Raw genomic sequence first — 4200 nt, 5'->3', positions numbered from 1 at the left:
TGAATCGCCCCGTGTTTGCCAGAGACTCAATAACTTGAGAAACTGGAACTATGAAAAAATCAAATCGCTATACATCAGAATTTCGTGAACGTGCAATTAGGCTTGTTACCACACAACAGCATGAATACCCTTCTCTTTGGGCTGCGCTAGTATCGATTTCAGATAAACTGGGATGTACCCCAGAAACACTTAGAGCATGGGTCAAGAAATCTCAAGCTCAACCGTCTAAACCCTCTTCTAATACGCAATCAACTGAAGAACGCCTTGCCGTCTTAGAGCGCGAGAATAAAGAGCTCAAGCGAACGAATGATATCCTGAGGCAAGCTGCCGCTTTTTTCGCCCAAGCGGAGCTCGACCGCAAACAGAAGTAATAGTGGATTTTATTGATGCTTGCAGAGAGCATTACGGTGTCGAGTCAATTTGCAAGGAATTGCCGATTGCACCATCAACGTATTATTCTCATAAACAGATACAAAGAGAGCCTGAGCGACTGTCTAACCGCAAAAAGCGTGATGCTGAGCTGATAATACTCATTCGCGAAGTGTGGGAGGATAATATGTCAGTTTATGGTGCAAGAAAAATATGGAAGCAGCTACAGCTTGACGACCATCAAGTCGCCCGCTGTACAGTCGAACGATTGATGCGAGTTATGGGAATTCAAGGTGTTCGTCGGGGTAAAGCACATAAGACAACGATACCTGACGAGCAACAAGATAAGCCACTTGATTTAGTTAATCGTCAATTTACTGCTGAGCAGCCAAATCAACTTTGGGTAGCTGACATCACCTATGTTGCCACATGGAGTGGGTTTGTTTATGTCGCTTTCGTGATAGATGTTTTTTCACGATACATTGTAGGTTGGCGTGTATCAACGACAATGCACACAGAGCTTATTCTTGATGCGTTAGAGCAAGCTATTTGGCATCGTGGCAACCCCGAAGGGTTAATTCACCACAGCGACAGAGGCAGCCAATATTTGTCTATACGATACACTGAGCGACTTGCTGAAGCTGGAATTCAAGCGTCTGTAGGCAGTGTGGGTGACTCTTATGACAATGCATTGGCTGAAACAATAAATGGATTATTTAAAACAGAGATTATTCGCAGAAATGGCCCGTGGAAGAATGTTGATGCTGTTGAATACGCAACGTTAGAGTGGGTCAATTGGTTTAATAATCAACGCTTATTATCTTCAATTGGGTATATTTCACCAGCTCAATATGAAACAGACTACTATGATAATTTAAACGAGTCAGGTAAAGTGGCCTGACTTAAACAAACTGGTCTCCGATGAACTCGGGGCGATTCAGTTATTCATATTTGAGAAAAATTATAAAAGCTAGAAACATAAGTGCTCACCCAAAACCTGTTGAATTGGGTTCATTTGAAATTTGCATGTACAAAAATACCGATGGTTTTGATTCTTTTTTGCTGCCAAAAGAAGTGTTTACTAAAGGGCTGTTGCAATCCGATATTTTTACGGCTCAAGAATTAAAAAACTGCTTATTAAATATTCTTTTATTACAAAACACCCTCAAATATATAGTCAGAAAAGATCCCCTAGAAAACAGAGAACTCTTACTAGAGATTAGCTAAGATACATCAATGTAATATCTGTTAAAGCTACTTATATTTAGTAGCTTTGACAGACATTACGCTTTTGGTATCTAGGTTTGTACTTCATCTAAAAGGCAGCTATAAAAGAAGCTGTCTTTCATATTTTTTACGAGCTTAATTTTGCTTCCATAGTCAGTAAGAACGGGCGATAATACTGAAGAAAACATACGACTAACTCGCTATAAACATGTTCTGTAAATCAATTAAGCTAGGTGTTATCTAGCGTCAATTAACTTGGCCGGTTCCGCGTCAATTATCTTGGCCGGTTGATACCGAATTTTATTTACTCTTATTGAGCGCTGTTTTGCGTCGGTAGCTGTCACCTTCACAATGAATAATCGTGGCATGATGAACCAAACGATCGATTGCCGCGACTGTCATCGTTGAATCTTCAAATAGTTCATCCCATTGCTCAAATGATTTGTTTGATGTGATGATCATGCTGTGTCGCTCATAGCGATGGGCTATCAATTCAAACAGCACGCTCGTTTCCTGTTCAGTTTTTCGAACGTAACCAACGTCATCAACGATTAATAAGCTGTATTTATCGAGCTTTACAAGTTCGTCTTGCAAGCGTAAATGTCGCTTTGCTTGCTGGAGTTGTTGAACAATCGCTGACGCGGCAACGAACTTAACTTTATGGCCCTGCTCGATAAGGCCATAACCGATGCTACTGGCGATATGCGTTTTACCAAGACCACTGGCGCCAAATAACAATATATTGCCACCGTGCTTCAACCAATCCGGCTGATTTATTAAATCAGCAACAAGGGGCTTACTAACCCCATCAACAAGGGTAAAGTCGAAGCTGCTAAGGTGTTTACCCATTGGCAATTTTGCATCTTTTAAAAGCCGCTGAAGGCGTTTGTCATCGCGTGTCGCAAGTTCAACATGGCACAGCTCAGACAAGTATTGCTGCGGGCTCCATTGTTCTTCCATCGCTTTTTTTCCCAGGGTATTCCACTGTTGAAGCATGGTGCTAAGCTTTAATTGTTTCAGCATTAAAGGTAACGAGGCCGTGAAGTTATCCATGTAGACCTCCCGGTATCATGCTGCTATAAGCGCTCAAGCTGTGTTGCTTTATTTTTATTGTGGGTATGTTTGATGCAATCACTAAAAATTGCGCTTCACATTCTCGGATGGCCGGTAATTGTCGCTGAGTAATTGACACTGCTACAAATCGTCCTAATTGACGTTCACACCCACTTTGTTTTGCTAAATGGAGCAGTTTTACCATGTAATAGCTCGCTTCATCCGCTAAAAGATGAGTATTAACGTATTCCCAAATAGCTTTGTAATTGTCGCTTGGGAGTAAGTCGTCACGTAGTTGTGAGTAGCGAAATGCCAATGGTTTTTTAACCAATGCGTCAATAACATGCAAGTAACTAATATTGCGTGCACGGCACCCTTTAGAAGCATAGACACGCGCTAACGTTTGAACTAAATCGCTGCCATAGCGCAGCTCTAAGCGGTTGTCATATAAACGAACAAGTAATCGGCTACCAATAAGGCGTGACGGGACGCTATAGGTAACACGTTTCAATGAAATAGTACTCGTACGTGACACCGTTAGATAATGCTCGGTGTAATTGACGCTCATCGTCCGTGGTAAAGCGTGTAATTGTCGCTGCTCTACTGCGTACTTATCACTTACACGGCGATTACGGCGAGCAACAATGTCTGCAACAAACGATTCATAGACTTCTCTTGTCTGAAAGTCATAACTACCACGGATTTTTAATGCTTGCTCCAGTTGCGATTTAAGATGCCCATGAGGGCTCTCAATAGCCCCATTTTCATGCGCAATACCGCGGTTATTACGGGTCGCTTTAAAGCCATAATGGATAACTAGCTCATTAAAGCGCTCTGTAAAATCATTATCATTAGTATGATTACGATAGGCGGCACTGAGACTGTCTGTACGCACTTCTTTAGGCACACCGCCGGCTGCTTTAAATGCGTTTTGCACACCATCAGAAAAAGCAGCAAAGCTTTCACCGCNCTGGCGGGCATACGATAATGAAACAACATATGCTTAAGGGGTTCACTAGCAATGGTAACGGGTGACTTCACATGTGTGAAATCACATATACCTAATAGGCCATACTCGTGTGTTTGCAGGAATACGACCTCTTTGCTTGAGCCATACAGTGCCCGCCATTTATGAATTCGACGCTCTAATGTACGCCGTGAGCTCGGGTTAAATTTGTCGGTGTGAAACTCGCAAAGATGATCAAAAATTCCCACTGGAGTTAACGTAGCATCACCTTGAAGTAGAGGGACAACAATACTGTCCCAGATAGATTCAAGTGGATCTATACGTGTTCGCCATTGGCGTTTATTAGACAATGGCTGCTCATCCAGTTTATCAATGCGCCTTGCTGAACGTTCAGAAATACCTGCTTTCGCAGCCGCGATAACTTGGCTATTACGCTTTCTATGTTTCATATAAATAGTGACCTGCTGATCAGTGATTCGTGTTCCCGGCACAGTGAACTCCTCCGTTCTGCTGTACCGAACCTTATCAGATCAACCGGCCAAGATAATTGTCGCTAGACCGGCCACCGTAATTGTCGCTTAATA

Annotated in this window: 3 protein-coding genes, 1 pseudogene and 1 other annotated feature; of the genes and pseudogenes, 2 read left to right on the top strand and 2 right to left on the bottom strand. The window is 42.4% G+C overall.

From position 1 onward, the window contains the following. Nucleotides 1-50: 50 nt before the first annotated feature. Nucleotides 51-1270, top strand: a protein-coding gene (locus L652_RS0107280; RefSeq protein ID WP_223230517.1) for an IS3 family transposase whose coding sequence is annotated in 2 segments (ribosomal slippage) — nt 51-339 and nt 339-1270 — 1221 coding nt in all. Because the reading frame shifts where the segments join, the coding sequence is not laid out codon by codon here. Continuing rightward, nucleotides 329-445, top strand: a sequence feature (AL1L pseudoknot). (Overlaps the previous gene by 117 nt.) Nucleotides 1271-1290: 20 nt before the next feature. Beyond that, a complete protein-coding gene (locus L652_RS0107275) occupies nt 1291-1596 on the top strand; it encodes a hypothetical protein (RefSeq protein ID WP_024596057.1) in 306 nt (101 codons plus the stop codon). A gap of 300 nt (nt 1597-1896) precedes the next feature. On the opposite strand, the gene istB is transcribed toward L652_RS0107275, so the two are convergent. After that, nucleotides 1897-2649 carry an IS21-like element helper ATPase IstB gene (gene istB / locus L652_RS0107270; protein ID WP_008108712.1) on the bottom strand — a complete coding sequence of 251 codons (753 nt, stop codon included), beginning with the start codon at nt 2647-2649 and terminating at the stop codon, nt 1897-1899. Continuing rightward, nucleotides 2642-4107, bottom strand: a pseudogene (locus tag L652_RS01000000123415) (IS21 family transposase). The gene istB and the pseudogene L652_RS01000000123415 overlap by 8 nt, the downstream one beginning before the upstream one ends. Nucleotides 4108-4200 lie beyond the last annotated feature (93 nt).

It is taken from the genome of Pseudoalteromonas sp. TB25 (genome assembly GCF_000497995.1).
GTDB lineage: Bacteria > Pseudomonadota > Gammaproteobacteria > Enterobacterales > Alteromonadaceae > Pseudoalteromonas > Pseudoalteromonas distincta.
Note: the sequence above shows the minus strand (reverse complement) of the source record. Positions and strands in the feature narration are given on the sequence as shown.

Coding starts and splice junctions, on each gene's coding strand:
- istB (WP_008108712.1), bottom strand. CDS start 2,649: ATGGATAACTTCACGGCCTCGTTACCTTTAATGCTGAAACAATTAAAG.
- L652_RS0107275 (WP_024596057.1), top strand. CDS start 1,291: ATGAACTCGGGGCGATTCAGTTATTCATATTTGAGAAAAATTATAAAA.